This is a genomic window from Lelliottia sp. 7254-16 (assembly GCF_002922995.1).
GTDB classification, from domain to species: domain Bacteria; phylum Pseudomonadota; class Gammaproteobacteria; order Enterobacterales; family Enterobacteriaceae; genus Enterobacter; species Enterobacter jeotgali.
On record NZ_PQVS01000012.1, the window covers coordinates 79,696 to 96,872 of the forward strand.

Annotated in this window: 16 protein-coding genes; 12 read left to right on the top strand and 4 right to left on the bottom strand. The window is 55.7% G+C overall.

The window, feature by feature from the left end; genetic code table 11:
* The first annotated feature begins 10 nt into the window (after positions 1–10).
* From C3708_RS16045 to C3708_RS16075, 7 genes are read left to right on the top strand one after another with little or no spacing between them, the layout of a single operon-like run.
* Complete coding sequence (locus C3708_RS16045; RefSeq protein WP_158251371.1) at positions 11–547, top strand: fimbrial protein; 537 nt, start codon at positions 11–13, stop codon at positions 545–547.
* A 59-nt stretch (positions 548–606) separates the two neighbouring features.
* Positions 607–1,257 (top strand): fimbria/pilus periplasmic chaperone, encoded by a 651-nt coding sequence (locus C3708_RS16050; RefSeq protein ID WP_158251373.1) that lies wholly within the window; start codon positions 607–609, stop codon positions 1,255–1,257.
* 10 nt (positions 1,258–1,267) lie between these two features.
* Positions 1,268–3,889 carry a fimbrial biogenesis usher protein gene (locus C3708_RS16055; protein WP_103949744.1) on the top strand — a complete coding sequence of 874 codons (2,622 nt, stop codon included), beginning with the start codon at positions 1,268–1,270 and terminating at the stop codon, positions 3,887–3,889.
* A complete protein-coding gene (locus C3708_RS16060; RefSeq protein ID WP_103949711.1) occupies positions 3,889–4,956 on the top strand; it encodes a fimbrial protein in 1,068 nt (355 codons plus the stop codon). Before C3708_RS16055 ends, C3708_RS16060 begins: the two co-directional genes overlap by 1 nt.
* Before the next feature lie 11 nt (positions 4,957–4,967).
* Positions 4,968–5,492 carry a fimbrial protein gene (locus C3708_RS16065; protein WP_157738413.1) on the top strand — a complete coding sequence of 175 codons (525 nt, stop codon included), beginning with the start codon at positions 4,968–4,970 and terminating at the stop codon, positions 5,490–5,492.
* Complete coding sequence (locus C3708_RS16070) at positions 5,489–6,007, top strand: fimbrial protein (RefSeq protein ID WP_103949712.1); 519 nt, start codon at positions 5,489–5,491, stop codon at positions 6,005–6,007. The genes C3708_RS16065 and C3708_RS16070 overlap by 4 nt, the downstream gene beginning before the upstream one ends.
* Position 6,008: 1 nt before the next feature.
* A complete protein-coding gene (locus C3708_RS16075) occupies positions 6,009–6,713 on the top strand; it encodes a molecular chaperone (RefSeq protein WP_103949713.1) in 705 nt (234 codons plus the stop codon).
* 49 nt (positions 6,714–6,762) lie between these two features.
* On the opposite strand, the gene tkt is transcribed toward C3708_RS16075, so the two are convergent.
* Entirely contained in the window at positions 6,763–8,751 is a 1,989-nt protein-coding gene (gene tkt / locus C3708_RS16080) for a transketolase (RefSeq protein WP_103949714.1), read from the bottom strand.
* A gap of 18 nt (positions 8,752–8,769) precedes the next feature.
* Positions 8,770–9,720, bottom strand: a complete 951-nt coding sequence (gene tal / locus C3708_RS16085; protein WP_095282841.1) for a transaldolase — start codon at positions 9,718–9,720, stop codon at positions 8,770–8,772.
* Between the two features lie 418 nt (positions 9,721–10,138).
* On the opposite strand from tal, the gene maeB reads away from it, so the two are divergent.
* Positions 10,139–12,418 carry an NADP-dependent oxaloacetate-decarboxylating malate dehydrogenase gene (maeB, locus tag C3708_RS16095; RefSeq protein WP_103947331.1) on the top strand — a complete coding sequence of 760 codons (2,280 nt, stop codon included), beginning with the start codon at positions 10,139–10,141 and terminating at the stop codon, positions 12,416–12,418.
* A gap of 223 nt (positions 12,419–12,641) precedes the next feature.
* On the opposite strand, the gene hemF is transcribed toward maeB, so the two are convergent.
* Complete coding sequence (gene hemF / locus C3708_RS16100; RefSeq protein ID WP_103949716.1) at positions 12,642–13,541, bottom strand: oxygen-dependent coproporphyrinogen oxidase; 900 nt, start codon at positions 13,539–13,541, stop codon at positions 12,642–12,644.
* Positions 13,538–14,413 (bottom strand): N-acetylmuramoyl-L-alanine amidase AmiA, encoded by an 876-nt coding sequence (gene amiA / locus C3708_RS16105; RefSeq protein WP_095282836.1) that lies wholly within the window; start codon positions 14,411–14,413, stop codon positions 13,538–13,540. Before amiA ends, hemF begins: the two co-directional genes overlap by 4 nt.
* Before the next feature lie 214 nt (positions 14,414–14,627).
* On the opposite strand from amiA, the gene C3708_RS16110 reads away from it, so the two are divergent.
* From C3708_RS16110 to C3708_RS16125, 4 genes are all read left to right on the top strand, one after another.
* Complete coding sequence (locus C3708_RS16110; protein ID WP_041689485.1) at positions 14,628–15,053, top strand: GNAT family acetyltransferase; 426 nt, start codon at positions 14,628–14,630, stop codon at positions 15,051–15,053.
* Complete coding sequence (locus C3708_RS16115) at positions 15,040–15,489, top strand: DUF2919 domain-containing protein (protein ID WP_103949717.1); 450 nt, start codon at positions 15,040–15,042, stop codon at positions 15,487–15,489. The genes C3708_RS16110 and C3708_RS16115 overlap by 14 nt, the downstream gene beginning before the upstream one ends.
* Before the next feature lie 61 nt (positions 15,490–15,550).
* Entirely contained in the window at positions 15,551–16,135 is a 585-nt protein-coding gene (locus C3708_RS16120) for an RpoE-regulated lipoprotein (RefSeq protein WP_095282834.1), read from the top strand.
* Positions 16,136–16,227: 92 nt separating this feature from the next.
* Positions 16,228–17,127, top strand: coding sequence for a Dyp-type peroxidase (locus C3708_RS16125; protein WP_103949718.1), 900 nt, complete (start codon positions 16,228–16,230; stop codon positions 17,125–17,127).
* The last annotated feature ends 50 nt before the right edge of the window (positions 17,128–17,177 follow it).

Consider the following 17,177-nt stretch of genomic DNA (forward strand, 5'->3'; position numbering starts at 1 on the left):
GGATCTGAAGATGACGTATCAGGCATATACCTGGCAGCCTTTTCTTATTGTCGGGCTGCTTTTGATGACTCGTTTCGCCCCGGCGGCTGAGACCGGAGGGCAAATCCACTTCGGCGGTAGCGCGGTGAATTCAGGCTGTGCTGTCGACGCTCGCAGTACTGACCAAACCATCAACATGGGCCAGGTACGGAAGGATGCCTTTAACGGCGTCGGCAGCTGGGCCGATCCTATCGGCTTCACCCTGACCATTACAGACTGCGACAGTACGGTCAGCCAGTCTGCAGGCGTGGCCTTCCAGGGGGGCACCGACAGCCACGATCCGATGGTGCTCGCAGTCACCGATGGGCCAGGCTCCGCCATTGGCGTCGGCCTCGGTATCTACGACGAGCAAACCAACCTGGTGGTCCCTAACAGTGCCCCTCGCTCTTACAAAACACTGATTGACGGCGAAAACGTGCTGCATTTTCTCGCCAAATACCGTGCCACGGCGCGCATCGTCGCCGGGGATGCCAGCGTGGTGGCCAATTTTATTGTTATCTATCCGTAGCTACTGAGGTGAATGTGTTGACTCATCGTTTTATTCGGCCCTTCGCGTTAACAGCCCTGATGCTCTGCTTCAGCCAGCATGCTACTGCCGGGGGAATTTCCCTGGGCGGCACGCGGCTTATCTATCCGGCAGGCAGCAGCCAGGTCTCTATGAGTGTCAACAACAGCGATGATGACGCCGTGTTTTTAATTCAGAGTTGGGTGGAGAACGAGAACGGCGAGAGAAGCTCAGATTTTGCGATCACTCCACCGCTGTTTGTCATTCAGCCGCAGAAGGAAAATACCCTGCGGGTGATGTACATCGGTCAGAAAACCCTGCCCGCCGATCGCGAAAGCGTGTACTGGCTGAACATGAAAGCCGTGCCGTCTGCGCCGGATAACAGCAAAGCCAAAAACACCCTCCAGCTGGCGGTGCTGAGCCGAATCAAGCTGTTCGTACGCCCGAAAAATCTGCCGATGAAATCGGTGGAGGCTCCGGCGCTGCTGCGTTTTCATCGCACTGGCCCACAGCTGACCATCAAAAACCCCAGTCCTTATTACGTGACGCTGGTGCAATTCACTGTCGGCGGTAAAAAACTGCCAAACACGATGGTACCGCCGAAAGACAGCCTGACGGTTCCGGTGCCCGACAACGCTCCGGGTGAGATAACCTTCCAGACGGTCAGCGACTTCGGCGCTAACTCAGCCGGGCAAAAAGGCATAATGGAATAGCGTGATGCGGATGAGCAAGGACACTCAGTTGACGCTGCTCACGCGGGCTATCTGTCACGCCCTGCGCTGGCGGCATATGATGCTGCTGACGCTGGCGCTTTCACCCGCGACGCGTGCGGCGGGCTACTTCAATCCGGCGTTTTTGTCGGACGATCCGTCGGCGGTTGCCAGCCTAAAACGCTTTGAAAAAGGCAGCGGGCACGGCCCCGGAAAATACCGCGTCGATCTCTACCTGAATGAAAACTTCATCTCGACAGAAGATATCGAGTTCAAAGCGCCCGCTGAGAAGAAAGGTGATGTGATTCCCTGTCTGACACGCGTGCGCCTGGACGCGCTCGGCGTGGAGATGAAAGCCTTTCCCGACATCGCGGCCCTCTCGCCGGACGACTGTGTTCCTCTGACGACCATGATCCCCGGCGCACGTACCGATTTTGATTTTGAGCAACAGCAGCTGAAAATCAGCCTGCCGCAGGCGGCGATGAAACAGAGCGCGCGCGGCTACATTCCCCCGGAGCAGTGGGATGACGGTATCACTGCGCTGCTGCTGAACTACGATTTCACCGGCAGCAACAGCTGGGGCGACAGCGTCAGCAATAACTATTACCTCAACCTGCAAAGCACCCTGAACGTCGGGCCGTGGCGGCTGCACGACTACTCATCCGGCACCTACAGCGGCGGGCAAGACAGCGGCAGCGCCAGCCGTTGGGATCACGTCAGCACCTATTTGCAACGCAGCATCATTCCACTGAAAGGCGAGCTAACGGTGGGCGACAGCTATACCCCGTCAGACGTTTTCGACAGCGTCGGCTTTCGCGGGGTACAACTTGCCTCCGATGACAACATGCTGCCCGACAGCCTGCGCGGCTTCGCGCCGACGGTGCGCGGCATCGCCAAAAGCAACGCCAAAGTGACCATCAAGCAGAACGGCTATGTGATTTATCAGACCTATGTTTCACCGGGCGCGTTTGAGATTAACGATCTGTATCCGACGTCATCGAGCGGTGATATGGACGTGGACATTGCCGAAACCGACGGCACTCACACCACCTTTTCAGTGCCTTATTCCGCCGTGCCGCTGTTACAGCGCGAAGGCCGGATTAAATATGCTTTCACCGGCGGGCAGTACCACACCAACACCGACAATCAGGACGACGAGAATTTCGCCCAGGGCACCATCATCTGGGGGCTGCCGTACGGGTTAACCGCCTACGGTGGCGTACAGCACGCCGACAACTATCAGGCGGAAAACCTTGGGCTCGGGCTGAACCTGGGTGATTATGGCGCCTTCTCAACCGACCTGACCCAGGCCAACAGTACGCTTGCCGATGACAGCAAACATACCGGCCAGTCGCTGCGTTTTTTGTATGCGAAATCGCTGAGCGCCACCGGCACCAACTTCCAACTGCTGGGCTATCGCTACTCCACGCAGGGTTACTACACCCTGAGTGATACCACCTATACGCGAATGAGCGGGCATCATGTCGATACGCTGGACGAATCCGGGAATGACAACGAAGACGACCCGGCGAACTGGACCGATTACTACGATCTTTACTACAACAAGCGCGGCAAAATTCAGGTCAACATTTCGCAGCAGGTCGGCAGCGTCGGCTCGGTATACGTCACCGGCAGCCAGCAAAGCTACTGGAACACCAGCGAAACCGATTCGCTGTTTCAGGTGGGCTACAGCGGTAACCTGCATGACGTCAGCTATAACCTGAGCTTCAGCTACAACAAAGCCCAAGGCCAGCCAGATTCAGACCAGCAGTTCGCGCTGAGTATCTCCCTGCCGCTCGGTAAATGGCTCTCCACCGGCGGCGACAACAGTGAGATGGGCAACTCACCGAACAACGCCTACGCCACCTACAACAACAGCACCGACAGCCACGGCAAAATGACCCAGGCGGCGGGTGTAAGCGGCACTTTGCTTCGCGATAACAACCTCAGCTACACCGTGCAGCAGGGTTATGCCAATAAAGGCGACGGCGCTAACGGCAATGCGTCGCTGGATTATCAGGGCGGGCTTGGCAACAGCAATATCGGCTACAACTACAGCTCGGGCTATCAGCAGGTGAACTATGGCCTGAGCGGCGGCATCGTCGCCCATGCCAACGGCATCACGCTGAGCCAGCCGCTCGGCAGCACCAACGTGTTGATCAAAGCGCCGGGTGCGGCGGGCGTGGATATTGAAAACAGCACCGGGGTGAAAACCGACTGGCGCGGTTACGCCGTGGTGCCTTATGCCACCACCTATCGCCAGAACCGCATCGCGCTGAACACCGATACCCTCGGTGATAAAACTGATATCGACAACGCCGTGGTAGACGTGGTGCCAAGCGAAGGTGCACTGGTAGTGGCCGATTTCAAAGCCCATACCGGCCTGCGCGCGCTGGTTACGCTGATGTATCGCAACAAGCCGGTGCCGTTTGGTGCCACCGTCAGTCGCAGCGACGGCGGAACCTCCACGATTGTCGGCGATGAGGGCCAGGCCTATTTGATGGGGCTACAGTTGATGGGGGAATTAACCGTGCAGTGGGGCGATGAAAGCGACCAGCAGTGCAAAGCGAAATATCAGCTTGCCGACAGTGAAATGAATAAACCGATCAGTTTGTTTAAAGTTGAGTGTCAGTGATGAAATTTAACAATGCATTTAGTTCTATTTTTCGAAAGATATTTCTTCTGGTTGTTTTATTACTTTGCGGAACACAGTTCGCTATGGCCTATTCCGGTGTTTGCACACCGGATAATGGAACGATGGAATATAACTATAATATTGGAAACATTACCGTCATCGATCAAGCACGAAACCGCCCCGGTTATCTTTTTCAAAGACCTTACCAATGGAATTACGGACAGGATTATGCTGCTTCATGTGATTGTGATCCTAATGTAAGTCAACAACAGACATTTTTTAAAGGCGATACACCACTCCCTCTTGGGCATAATGATGGAGAACGACAGTTTTTCAAAGTAAATGACTATCTTGAAGTCACGAGTATAGTTGTTATCAAAGGATATAGTTATAACAATCAAAGTGTACCTTTCACCGATGTCAGCAATTTTTATGCCTCCAAAGCTTGTACAACCGACCCTGATTATACCAATCATAAAAACTGGAAATCGGGCGGATCAGGCAATGTCTCGCTCTATATTTCTAAGCCTTTTGTTGGAGTTAGCTATATTTCAAAAATGAACATTGTCAATGTTTATGCCACGCAAATAGCAGGCAATTATTCAGCTATTCCACTATCCTCAGTCTATCTGACGGGTCAAATCACCGTCCCCCAAAACTGCATCATCGATGCCGGACAACTCATCACCGTGGACTTCGGGAAAATATGGTCCGGTGATATCACCACCATAGGACAGAAGCCCGCAGGCTATGTGAACAAGCAAATTAAGGCTTCGATGAAGTGTAATAACATAGCCGCCTATACCAATTTAACGCTGCGCTTTGAAAGCGAAGTGTCACCAAATTACCCGGACGCCATTAAAACCGATAATCCCGACGTGGGCGTGGAACTCTTTGACGAAAACGGCAAGCTGATCCTGCCTAATACCGGGTTAATGCCGTTCCACATTGACGACAATTACGAAGCGACAGTCAGCTTCCAGGTTGCTCCGGTCAGCACTACCGGGAATGTGCCCACCGCCGGGCAGTTTAAGGCGCTGGCCTATATTCGCGTCGATTTCGCATGAGGGATATTCCGATGAAAACGTGGCTTCTCTTCTGCGTATTATTCTCCCCTTTGGCGGGGGCGGATTTGGCGCACTTTAACCTCATCATGACGGGCACCATTTTAAAAGAGAGCTGCGATATCGACGCCGGAAGTAAAAATCAGACCGTGCATCTGGGCGATTTTTCAGAAAACGCGTTCAAGGCGATCGGCGCGGTCAGCACCCAAACGGCCTTCACCATTGAGCTGACCAAATGCTCGCCGGATATTATCAACGCGGCGATCACGTTTACCGGCGCGCAGGACGGCGGTTCAGACCCGTCGCTGCTGGCGCTGTCCGACACCGGCGGCACCGGCAATATGGCAAAAGGCGTGGCGGTTCAGCTACTGGACGAACACGGTGAGCCGCTGGCGGTGAACAGCCTCTCACCCATTCGTTACACCCTGCATGGCGGCAGTAACAGCCTGAACTTTGCCCTGCGCTACAAGGCCACCGCGCACCCGGTCACGCCGGGCAATGCCTCCGCCGTGCTCTATTTTGCGATGGACTATGAATGATGAAAATGCTCTGCGCCGTCTTGCTGCTCGGTTTCGCGCCCCATTGTTTCGCCTCGGACGATGGCCTTGGCACCGTCAATATCACCGGATTTATCCATGACAACACCTGCACCGTCAGTACCACCGATCTGCAAATTACAATGGGGAATATTTCTGATAAGCAGCTGGAGCCTGCGGGTAAAAGCGGCAACCAAGTGAAATTCACCATTGGCCTGAAAGACTGTGGCAGTGCCGCCAGCAACGTCGCCGTCACGTTTATCGGCACCGCGCCTGCGCCCGGCAGCCCACTTATCGCTGTGGATGATAACCCCGGTGCGGCCAAGGGCGTCGGCATTGCCCTGCTCGATGACCAGCAACACACCATCCCGGTGAACAGCAGTAGCCGTAACTATCCGCTGGCGGCGTCGTCGCCTACCGCTTCGCTGGACTTCTTCGCGCAGTACACCTCTTTCACTGACACCGTCACTTCCGGTCCGGCATCGGCTAGCGTGACGTTTAACCTGACCTATCAGTAAGATGAAAATTCCCCTTCTGGTTTTAGCGTTATCCTGCAGTTTCACCGCCCACGCGGGGATCGTGATTGGCGGCACGCGGTTTGTTTTCCCGGAGGCGGCAGAGTCCATCACTGTCGATATGAAAAACACCACCAGCGCAGATTATCTGGTACAGACCAAAATCAGCTTGCTTGAGGGGAAAACGATTTTTGTCGCCACACCGCCATTGGTGATGGTTGAAGGTGGACATGCAGGAAAGATCCGCATCATCCGCACTGGCGGTATTTTACCCGCCGATCGTGAAAGCCTGTTTTACCTGACCATAGCGGCGATTCCGGCGGGCAGGCCCGGCGCCAACAGTCTGCAAATTGCGGTGAAATCGCGGATGAAACTCTTTTATCGCCCTGCGGGGTTAAATAAAGGGGCAGATTTGGCCTATCAGAAAGTGCAGTGGGAAATGAATGACGGGGTGCTACAGGTCAGTAATCCTACGCCTTATTATGTCACGCTCAGTCAGCTTAAAATTGATGAACAGCCTGCGGAACAAAACACGATGGTCGCCCCCTTTAGTGCGCTAAAAGTACCTGGGTGTCACAAAAATGCGACCTGCCAGGTGCAATGGCAAAGTTTGAATGATTACGCCACCTTAATGCCAGTCCGCAAAATTTCAGTGGCGCCCTCATCCCAATCTTCTCCCCGAGGAGAAGGGGAAAAGCAGGGAAAGTGAGCACTGAACTATCCCCTCTCATTTCGGAGAGGGGAGGGCCAACATAGCGCTACATCACGCCTAACGCCTTCTCAACCACGTTCTCCACCGTAAAGCCAAAGAATGGGAACAGCTTATCGGCAGGTGCGGATTCACCGTAGCCGGTCATCCCGACAATCGCCCCTTTCAGGCCGACGTATTTGTACCAGTAGTCGGCAATCCCGGCTTCCACGGCCACCCGCGCTGCCACGTTCGACGGCAGCACCGATTCCCGGTACGCCTCGTCCTGCGCATCAAAAATATCCGTTGAAGGCAGAGAAACCACGCGCACGGCGTGTCCTTCGGCGGTGAGTTTTTCTGCCGCTTTGACGGTAATTTCAATCTCCGAGCCGGTGGCAATCAAAATCACATCCGGCTTGCCGCCGCTGTCTTTCAGAATGTAGCCGCCACGGGCGATATTTTTCACCTGCTCCGGCGAGCGCTCAATTTGCGCCAGATTCTGTCGCGAGAGGATCAGCGCCGTCGGGCCGGTGTGGCGCTCAACCGCTAGCTTCCAGCCAACGGCGGCTTCCACCTGATCGCACGGACGCCAGGTGCTGAAGTTCGGCGTCAGGCGCAGGCTGGCAAGCTGTTCAACCGCCTGGTGCGTCGGCCCATCTTCGCCAAGCCCGATGGAGTCGTGGGTATAAACCATAATTTGCCGCGCCTTCATCAGCGCCGCCATACGCGCCGCGTTGCGGGCATACTCGACAAACATCAGGAAGGTGGCGGTATAAGGCACAAATCCGCCGTGATGGGCGAGACCATTGGCAATCGCCGTCATCCCGAACTCACGCACGCCGTAGTGGATGTAGTTCCCGGAGATATCCTCTTTGAGCGATTTCGAGCCGGACCAGATAGTCAGGTTACTCGGGGCCAGATCCGCCGAGCCGCCGAGCAGTTCCGGCAGGATGGGGCCGATCACGTTGAGCGTGTTTTGCGAGGCTTTACGGGTGGCGATTTTCGCCGGATTGGCCTGTAAATCTTCAATCAGTGCCTGTGTTTTCGCTTCCCATTCTTGCGGTAATTCCCCGCTCATACGGCGGGAGAACTCTGCCGCCAGGTCAGGATGCGCTTTTTTGTAAGCACTGAATTTTTCGTTCCACGTCTGCTGCGCTTTGTCGCCGTCCTCGCGCGCATCCCAGGCTTTATAGATCTCTTTCGGAATCTCAAAGGCCGGGTATTTCCAGCCCAATTTTTGTCGCGTCAGGGCCACTTCCTCTTCGCCCAGCGCCGCGCCGTGCGCTTCTTCTTTACCCGCTTTGTTTGGCGAGCCGAAGCCAATCACCGTGCGACAGATAATCAGCGACGGTTTGTCCGTCACGCTCTGCGCTTCGAGAATCGCTTTTTTTATCGCTTCCGGGTCGTGGCCGTCGATTTCATGTACCACGTGCCAGTGGTAGGCTTCGAAGCGTTTTGCCGTATCGTCGGTGAACCAGCCGTCAGTTTCCCCGTCGATCGAGATGCCGTTGTGATCGTAAAAACCGATCAGTTTGCCTAATCCCAGCGTCCCCGCCAGCGAGCTGACCTCGTGGGAAATCCCCTCCATCAGACAGCCGTCACCCATAAAGACGTAGGTGAAGTGATCGACAATCTCATGATCCGGGCGGTTAAACTGCGCGCCCAGCGTGCGTTCGGCAATCGCCAGCCCAACCGCGTTCGCCAGCCCTTGTCCGAGCGGCCCGGTGGTGGTTTCGACGCCCGGCGTATAGCCCAGCTCCGGGTGGCCCGGCGTTTTGGAGTGCAGCTGACGGAAGTTTTTCAGCTCCTCTAACGGCAGGTCGTAGCCGGAGAGATGCAGCAGGCTGTAGAGCAGCATCGAGGCGTGGCCGTTGGAGAGAATAAAGCGGTCGCGGTCATACCAGGTCGGGTCGGTTGGGTTGTGTTTCAGGAAGTCATTCCACAGCACTTCGGCGATATCGGCCATGCCCATCGGCGCGCCGGGGTGGCCAGAATTGGCTTTTTGTACCGCATCCATGCTGAGGGCGCGAATGGCATTGGCTAGCTCTTTACGGGACATAGTTCACTCCATGCATGATTAAAGTTTAGCGGCGAGAAGATCTTCCAGTTTGCGTTGGTCAACGGCGAACAGGCGGATGCCTTCGGCCAGTTTGTCTACGGCCATCGCGTCCTGATTATGTTCCCAGCGGAACTCAGCTTCGGTCAGCGGTTTCGGTTTTGGCAGGACGGTGGACGTCGGGATCAGTTTGCGCACCACCGGTTCTTCTTTATCCTGCAGATCTTTCAGCAGGTTTGGCGAGATGGTCAGACGGTCGCAGCCCGCCAGAGCGAGGATCTGCTCAGTGCGGCGGAAGCTGGCGCCCATCACGATGGTGTCGTAGCGGTGTTGCTTGAAGTAATCGTAGATATTACGTACCGATTTCACGCCCGGATCTTCGTCCACCACGTACGGGTCCATCGGCTGTTTGGCCTGATACCAGTCGTAGATACGCCCGACAAACGGCGAGACGAGGAACACGCCCGCTTCGGCGCAGGCGCGCGCCTGGGCAAAGGAGAACAGTAGCGTCAGGTTGCAGTTGATCCCCTCTTTTTCCAGCACTTCGGCGGCGCGGATACCCTCCCAGGTGGAGGCGAGCTTAATCAGAATGCGCGATTTATCGATGCCCTGCTCCTGGTACAGCTCGACCAGGCGGCGCGCTTTGGCAATGCTCTTTTCTTTGTCGAACGATAAACGGGCGTCCACTTCCGTCGATACGCGACCAGGAATACTTTTCAGAATTTCCGCACCGATAGTGACCGCCAGTTTGTCGCTGGCCTCCGCCACCTTCTGCTCCTGGGTCTTGCCGCGCTGTTTGCCGTAGGCGATAGCGTCGTCGATCAGGTGGCTAAAGTGCGCAAGGCCGGCCGCTTTTAGCAGCAGTGACGGGTTGGTGGTCGCGTCCTCCGGCTGATAATGGCGGATGGACTCGATATCGCCGCTGTCGGCGACGACCGTGGTGAATTTTTTGATGCCGTCTAACTGGTTCATAGAAATGACTCCTTCATACCCGTCATACTTCAAGTTGCATGTGCGTTGGCTGCGCCTGCTCACCTCAGTCACTTACTTGAGTAAGCTCCTGAGGATTCTCAGGCTTGCCGCCTTCCTGCAACTCGAATTATTTAGGGTATGTACATGAAAAACTCAGGCGAGTGCGTTGGTTCACACTTCTGCGAAATACATGACGTACTTAACAAAAAAGCATAGCAGACGGGGGAGGCATTGCTTTCGGGAGTGGGTAACATGGTTGTTATAAATTGATAACAAATTTTGCCCCGCGATGGTGAGAGTTTGGCAGCCTTCAAAGTTTGCGCCGTCAGCAGGGGTGATACTAAGCGCCACTCCAGGGTGAGCATCAGGAACGTGAGTACGCCACCCTTTTTGATCGATACGTGAAAGGAACAATAAGATGGATGATCAGTTAAGACAGAGTGCCCTCGATTTTCATCAATTCCCTGTACCGGGCAAAATCCAGGTTTCCCCCACTAAGCCACTCGCCACGCAGCGCGACCTGGCACTGGCCTATTCACCGGGCGTCGCCGCGCCGTGCCTTGAGATCGAAAAAGATCCGCTGGCCGCTTACAAATACACCGCGCGTGGCAACCTGGTAGCGGTGATTTCCAACGGTACCGCGGTGCTGGGGCTGGGCAATATCGGCGCGCTGGCCGGTAAACCGGTGATGGAAGGGAAGGGCGTACTGTTCAAGAAATTCGCCGGTATCGACGTGTTTGATATTGAAGTGGATGAGCTGGACCCGGATAAGTTTATCAACGTCGTCGCCGCGCTGGAGCCGACGTTTGGCGGCATTAACCTTGAAGATATCAAAGCGCCGGAATGTTTCTACATTGAGCAGAAACTGCGCGAACGCATGAACATTCCGGTGTTCCACGACGATCAACACGGAACGGCGATCATCAGTACGGCAGCCATTCTGAACGGCCTGCGCGTGGTCGAGAAAAACCTCTCCGATGTGCGCATGGTGGTGTCCGGTGCGGGTGCGGCGGCGATTGCCTGTATGAATCTGCTGGTGGCGCTGGGCATGCAGAAGCACAATATCGTGGTCTGCGACTCTAAAGGCGTTATCTATAAAGATCGCGAGCCGAACATGGCGGAAACCAAAGCCGCCTACGCGGTGGAGGACGACGGCAAACGCACGCTGGACGACGTGATCGACGGTGCAGATATCTTCCTCGGCTGTTCTGGCCCGAAAGTGCTGACTCCGGAAATGGTCAAGAAAATGGCGCGTGCGCCAATGATTCTGGCGCTGGCGAACCCAGAACCGGAAATTCTGCCGCCGCTGGCAAAATCCGTGCGTGAAGATGCGATTATCTGTACCGGTCGCTCCGACTATCCGAACCAGGTCAACAACGTGCTGTGCTTCCCGTTCATCTTCCGCGGTGCGCTCGACGTGGGGGCGACAGCAATTAACGAAGAGATGAAACTGGCGGCGGTCCATGCGATTGCTGAGCTGGCTCATGCGGAGCAGAGCGAAGTGGTGGCCTCGGCGTATGGCGATCAGGATCTGAGCTTTGGCCCGGATTACATCATTCCAAAACCGTTCGACCCGCGTTTGATCGTCAAAATCGCGCCAGCCGTGGCGAAAGCGGCGATGGATTCCGGCGTGGCGACGCGCCCGATTGAAGACTTTGACGCTTACATCGATAAGCTGACCGAGTTTGTCTACAAAACCAACCTGTTCATGAAGCCGATCTTCTCCCAGGCACGCGCCGACGCGAAACGCGTGGTGCTGGCCGAAGGCGAAGAGGCGCGCGTATTGCATGCGACGCAGGAGTTGATCACCTTAGGTCTGGCGAAGCCGATCCTGATTGGTCGTCCGAGCGTGATCGAGATGCGCATCCAGAAACTCGGCCTGCAAATCAAGGCGGGCGTCGATTTTGAAATCGTGAACAACGAATCCGATCCACGCTTCAAAGAGTACTGGAGCGAGTACTACGCGATCATGAAACGCCGTGGGATAACCCAGGAGCAGGCGCAGAAAGCAGTGATCAGTAACACCACGGTGATCGGCGCGATCATGGTCCATCGCGGTGAAGCGGATGCGCTGATCTGCGGGACGGTGGGTGACTATCATGAGCACTTCAGCGTGGTGCAGGAGATCTTTGGCTATCGTGACGGCGTGCATACGGCGGGGGCGATGAACGCGCTGCTGCTGCCAAGCGGCAACACCTTTATCGCCGATACCTACGTTAACGACGATCCGACGCCGGAACAGCTGGCGGAAATAACCGTGATGGCGGCGGAAACGGTGCGTCGTTTCGGTATCGAACCGAAGGTGGCGCTGCTGTCGCACTCGAACTTTGGCTCGTCCAAATCAGCGGCGGCCTGCAAAATGCGCCAGACGCTGGAGCTGGTGCGTGAACGTGCGCCAGAGCTAATGATTGACGGTGAGATGCACGGCGACGCGGCGCTGGTGGAGAGTATCCGCAACGAGCGGATGCCGGACAGCCCGCTGAAAGGCTCAGCGAACGTGCTGATTATGCCGAACGTGGAAGCGGCGCGTATCAGCTATAACCTGCTGCGCGTGTCGAGTTCTGAAGGGGTGACCGTCGGGCCGGTGCTGATGGGTGTGGCGAAACCGGTGCATGTGTTAACGCCGATTGCGTCCGTGCGTCGTATCGTCAACATGGTTGCATTAGCGGTGGTTGAGGCGCAGACGCAGCCGTTGTAAGAGAGGAGTCGTCTGTGTTGTCGGGTGGCGCTGCGCTTATCCGACCTACGGGTTCGGTTGTGTTGTCGGGTGGCGCTGCGCTTACCCGACCTACGGGTTCGGTTGTGTTGTCGGGTGGCGCTGCGCTTACCCGACCTACGGGTTCGGTTGTGTTGTCGGGTGGCGCTTCGCTTACCCGACCTACAATACCTGTAGGCCGGTGCAAGCGTAGCGCCGCCCGGCGTTAAACCCAGTCCCGAACTTTCAGAAACTCACTCAAGGCAGCCTCCGGGCTGCCTTCTTTTGGCTCAAAATTGTATTCCCAGCGCACCAGCGGTGGCATCGACATCAGAATCGACTCCGTGCGCCCGCCGGTCTGCAGGCCAAACAGCGTTCCGCGATCCCACACCAGATTAAATTCTACGTAACGCCCGCGACGATACAGCTGAAACTCACGCTCGCGCACGCCGTAATCGGTGTCTTTGCGTCGTTCAACAATCGGCAGATAGGCCTCCGTATAGCCTTCACCCACCGCCTGCATAAAGGCAAACGCGGTATCAAAATCCGACGTGTTCAGATCGTCGAAAAATAGCCCGCCAATCCCACGTTGTTCATCCCGGTGCTTGAGATAAAAATAGTCGTCGCACCACTTTTTGTACTTTGGATAAATGTCCTCGCCAAACGGCAGACACAGGTCGCGCGCGGTGCGGTGCCAGTGAATGGCGTCTTCTTCGAAACCGTAATAAGGCGTTAAATCGAATCCGCCGCCAAACCACCACACCGGATCGGCACCCGGCTTCTCGGCGATGAAAAAGCGCACGTTGGCGTGGCTGGTCGGCACAAACGGGCTGTGCGGATGCACCACCAGTGACACGCCCATCGCTTCAAAGCTACGTCCGGCAAGTTCCGGGCGATGCGCGGTGGCAGACGCAGGCATTGCGTCGCCGTGGACGTGAGAGAAATTGACGCCCGCTTGCTCAAACACGCCGCCGTTACGCAGAACGCGGCTACGTCCGCCGCCGCCGGCCTCGCGCTGCCAGTTATCTTCCTGAAACTCACCGCCGTCAACGGCAGCCAGTTGCTGGCAAATTGTGTCCTGTAATTGCAGCAGAAACGCTTTGACCTGCTCAGTATTCGGTTTCATTTACGTCTCGACGAATGCGCTTTTTGATTATCAAACCAGTTGAAGTAACTGATCACCCCGGAAGCGATGGCATTGGCGATTTTCTGGCGAAATGCCGTAGTGCCGAGCAGGCGCTCTTCGTCCGGGTTGGTAATGAATGACGTTTCGACCAGCACAGACGGAATCGACGGCGACTTGAGTACCACAAACGCCGCCTGTTCTGTGCCTTTGCTGTGCAAACGATGCACCGGCTTAATCTTCTTTAAGATGTGCGAGCCGAGCGTCAGGCTGTTTTTGATGGTGTCGGTCTGAACCAGATCGAACAGCACCTGTTGCAGCAGATGGTCTTTATCGGTGGTTTTTTTACCGGCCACTTCGTCCGCGCGGTTTTCACGATCGGACAGGTATTTTGCCATCGCGCTACTTGCGCCACGGTTGGAGAGGGCAAAGACTGATGCACCCGCGGCGCTTGGGTTGGTAAAGCCGTCGGCGTGGATCGACATAAACAGATCTGCGCCGTGCTGATGAGCGATTTCCACGCGATCGTACAGCGGGATAAAGGTGTCGCCGCTGCGCGTCAGGCGCGCGTCGATTCCGTTGGCGCGTAAAATCGAGCGCACGTTTTTGGCAATCGCCAGCACCACATGTTTCTCTTTCGAGCCGTTGCGACCAATCGCGCCGGTGTCAATCCCGCCGTGGCCCGGATCGAGCATCACCACGCGTTTAGCACCCGCTTTTTTGGCTTTCGGTTTGCTGTGGCCGTTACTGGTTTTCAGGGTGCTATCGTCTTTAGCCTGCGCCTGAGCGATGCCCGTTAACGTCAAGGCCGCCAGCCCCGCTTTGAGAACCTGACGACGCGATGTGAGTGTTTTTAAAGGTTTGAATGTGCTCATGCGGCCTGAATTGTAAAAAATTGGGGGTCCTGGTGTTATATCGTATCGCGTTTCGCGTGACGACAGTCCTTGTTGAGAATTGTTTTACTTTTCATTTCAATACGTGACAGAGTGACATTATGCCAAATTTTTGCACATTTTTCGCCGCTTATTGGCTAATGGCGGCGTTCGCGCCATAATCACTGTTTTTAAACCCAAAAAGGCGGTTAATACCATGGAGATACGCGTTTTTCGCCAGGAAGATTTCGAAGAGGTGATTACCCTTTGGGAACGCTGCGATCTGCTGCGTCCGTGGAACGATCCGGAAATGGATATCGAACGTAAGGTGAATCACGACGTGAGCCTGTTCCTGGTTGCTGAAGTGAACGGCGAAGTCGTGGGCACGGTGATGGGCGGTTACGACGGACATCGCGGCTCGGCGTATTATCTGGGCGTACACCCGGAATATCGCGCGCGCGGCATTGCCAACGCGCTACTCAATCGTCTGGAAAAGAAGCTGATCGCGCGCGGCTGTCCGAAAATTCAGATAATGGTGCGCGAAGACAACGACGTGGTGCTCGGCATGTACGAGCGTCTGGGCTATGAACATGCTGATGTCCTGAACCTCGGTAAGCGCCTGATCGAAGATGAAGAATATTGAGTTTCACCCGGCCCACTATGACAGCCAGGGCCGCGTCAAATTGCCGTTGTTGTTCTGGTGCGTTTTGCTCTTACAGGCACGAACCTGGGTACTGTTTGTGGTAGCGGGAGCATCCCGCGATCAGGGCAGTACGCTGCTGAATCTGTTCTATCCCGACCACGATAACTTCTGGCTCGGACTGTTGCCTGGCGTCCCGGCAGTGCTGGCGTTTTTACTCAGCGGTCGTAGGCAACTTTTTCCACGCCTGTGGTACAGCCTGCGCTGGCTGCTGATTCTGGCCCAAGTGGTGCTGTTATGCTGGCAACCGCTGCTGTGGTTTTACGGTGAGCCAATGAGCGGTATTGGCATTGCGCTGGTGGTGGCGGATATTGTTGCACTGCTGTGGCTGCTGACCCATCCGCGTCTGCGCGCCAGTTTCGCCATCGAAAAAGATTAAAGGCACTTTTTATCGATGCTGCACTCCAACAAGCGTTGAATTAACAAGAAAGGACGTTTCAATGAAATCGCTGCGTTTAGTTTTATGCGCTTTGCCGCTGGTATTAACCGGGTGTTCAACGCTCTCGTCAATCTCCTCCATCAACTGGTCGGCGGCTTATCCGTGGAACTGGTTTGGTTCCTCATTTGAAGTGACCGAAAAGGGCGTCGGGAATATCAACGCGACAACCGCCCTGGACCAGGATGCCATCCAGTCAGAGCTCAGCAGCGACTACCGCCTGCGCAGCGGTATGAAAACCGAGAACGGCACCATCGTGCATTACTTCGAAGCGCTGAAAGACGACAAACTGGCGCTGATTATCACCGGCGATAAAGGCACCGTGAACCGCGTTGAGGTGCTGGACAGCGATGTGGAAACCGACAGCGGCGTCAAAGTGGGCACGCCGTTTAGCGACCTGTATCAGAAAGCATTCGGCAACTGCGAAAGCGCGGTGGCGGACGATAAAGTCGCCGTGGAGTGTAAAGCCAAAGACAGCCAGCATATTCGCTATGTTTTCACCGGCGAATGGAGCGGTCCGGAAGGGTTGATGCCTGCTGATGACACCCTCAAAAACTGGAAAGTCAGCAAGATTATCTGGACGCAGTAATTTGCGCCTGAACAAACCGCCTCGCTGAAATCCAGGTATAATAGCCGCCATCAATGCCACGAACGCGTGGCATCTTTTTTTCAGGAGGAGCGATGTCTCAGGTTCAGAGTGGCATTTTGCCAGAACATTGCCGCGCGGCGATTTGGATTGAAGCCAATGTAAAAGGGGATGTGGATGCCCTGCGTGCGGCCAGCAAAGTATTTATCGATAAACTGGCGACCTTCGAGGCCAAATTCCCGGATGCCCATCTTGGCGCAGTGGTGGCTTTTGGCAACAACGTCTGGCGCCAGCTGAGCGGTGGCGAAGGCGCAACCGAGCTGAAAGACTTTATCCCTTACGGTAAAGGCCTGGCCCCGGCGACTCAGTACGACGTGCTGATCCATATCCTCTCTCTGCGTCATGACGTGAATTTCTCGGTTGCTCAGGCGGCAATTGAAGCCTTTGGCGACAGCATTGAAGTGCAGGAAGAAGTTCACGGTTTCCGCTGGGTGGAAGAACGTGACCTGAGCGGCTTCGTCGACGGTACCGAGAACCCGGCAGGCGAAGAAACCCGTCGCGATGTGGCTGTTATCAAAGATGGCGTGGACGCGGGCGGCAGCTACGTGTTTGTGCAGCGCTGGGAGCACAACCTCAAGCAGCTGAACCGCATGAGCGTGCACGATCAGGAGATGATGATCGGTCGTACCAAAGAAGCCAACGAAGAGATCGACGGCGACGAGCGTCCGGCAACGTCTCACCTGACCCGTGTCGATCTGAAAGAAGATGGCAAAGGTCTGAAGATTGTCCGCCAGAGCCTGCCGTACGGCACGGCGAGCGGCACCCACGGTCTGTATTTCTGCGCCTACTGTGCGCGTCTGTACAACATCGAACAGCAGCTGCTGAGCATGTTCGGTGACACCGACGGTAAACGCGACGCCATGCTGCGCTTCACCAAACCGGTGACCGGCGGCTACTACTTCGCGCCGTCCGTTGAGCGTCTAATGGCTCTGTAATTGTTTTTCTCCCTCTTCCTGTGGGAGAGGGCCGGGGTGAGGGCATCAGG

Coding starts and splice junctions, on each gene's coding strand:
- amiA (WP_095282836.1), bottom strand. CDS start 14,413: ATGAGCACATTCAAACCTTTAAAAACACTCACATCGCGTCGTCAGGTT.
- C3708_RS16055 (WP_103949744.1), top strand. CDS start 1,268: ATGAGCAAGGACACTCAGTTGACGCTGCTCACGCGGGCTATCTGTCAC.
- C3708_RS16120 (WP_095282834.1), top strand. CDS start 15,551: ATGAAATCGCTGCGTTTAGTTTTATGCGCTTTGCCGCTGGTATTAACC.
- C3708_RS16125 (WP_103949718.1), top strand. CDS start 16,228: ATGTCTCAGGTTCAGAGTGGCATTTTGCCAGAACATTGCCGCGCGGCG.
- C3708_RS16115 (WP_103949717.1), top strand. CDS start 15,040: ATGAAGAATATTGAGTTTCACCCGGCCCACTATGACAGCCAGGGCCGC.
- maeB (WP_103947331.1), top strand. CDS start 10,139: ATGGATGATCAGTTAAGACAGAGTGCCCTCGATTTTCATCAATTCCCT.
- C3708_RS16045 (WP_158251371.1), top strand. CDS start 11: ATGACGTATCAGGCATATACCTGGCAGCCTTTTCTTATTGTCGGGCTG.
- C3708_RS16075 (WP_103949713.1), top strand. CDS start 6,009: ATGAAAATTCCCCTTCTGGTTTTAGCGTTATCCTGCAGTTTCACCGCC.
- tal (WP_095282841.1), bottom strand. CDS start 9,720: ATGAACCAGTTAGACGGCATCAAAAAATTCACCACGGTCGTCGCCGAC.
- C3708_RS16065 (WP_157738413.1), top strand. CDS start 4,968: ATGAAAACGTGGCTTCTCTTCTGCGTATTATTCTCCCCTTTGGCGGGG.
- C3708_RS16050 (WP_158251373.1), top strand. CDS start 607: ATGCTCTGCTTCAGCCAGCATGCTACTGCCGGGGGAATTTCCCTGGGC.
- hemF (WP_103949716.1), bottom strand. CDS start 13,541: ATGAAACCGAATACTGAGCAGGTCAAAGCGTTTCTGCTGCAATTACAG.
- tkt (WP_103949714.1), bottom strand. CDS start 8,751: ATGTCCCGTAAAGAGCTAGCCAATGCCATTCGCGCCCTCAGCATGGAT.
- C3708_RS16110 (WP_041689485.1), top strand. CDS start 14,628: ATGGAGATACGCGTTTTTCGCCAGGAAGATTTCGAAGAGGTGATTACC.
- C3708_RS16060 (WP_103949711.1), top strand. CDS start 3,889: ATGAAATTTAACAATGCATTTAGTTCTATTTTTCGAAAGATATTTCTT.
- C3708_RS16070 (WP_103949712.1), top strand. CDS start 5,489: ATGATGAAAATGCTCTGCGCCGTCTTGCTGCTCGGTTTCGCGCCCCAT.